This window comes from Vibrio sp. 10N.261.52.A1, assembly GCF_002876325.1.
Lineage (GTDB): Bacteria > Pseudomonadota > Gammaproteobacteria > Enterobacterales > Vibrionaceae > Vibrio > Vibrio chagasii.
The window spans coordinates 1-252 of record NZ_MCYD01001152.1; the positions used below are offsets into that span (position 1 = coordinate 1).

1 protein-coding gene is annotated in these 252 nt (G+C 30.2%); it reads right to left on the minus strand.

Annotation, left to right across the window (positions count from 1 at the left end):
• Positions 1 to 248: hypothetical protein (locus tag BCT81_RS29635; protein WP_347232125.1), on the minus strand; the 248-nt coding region annotated here is incomplete at its 3' end.
• Positions 249 to 252 lie beyond the last annotated feature (4 nt).

Below are 252 nucleotides of genomic sequence, written 5' to 3' on the forward strand. Positions count from 1 at the left end.
TTTTCATCACTTTTATATCGATAGCTAATCGTGTTCATCACACTTACTTTCAAGTTTTGTATGAAAATCAAGCTATTTAAATCATTAATCTTGCTGACTATATAGTGTCTTACGTAGTACTTATCATCGATAGCCTTGTAATCCTTTAAAGAAAGAGATTTATACTCAGCAAGCTCCTTGTTAACAACCTCTAGAATTTGAGACATTTTTTGTATTTTTTCTAGGTTGCTATCACTATTTGAGCATATAACT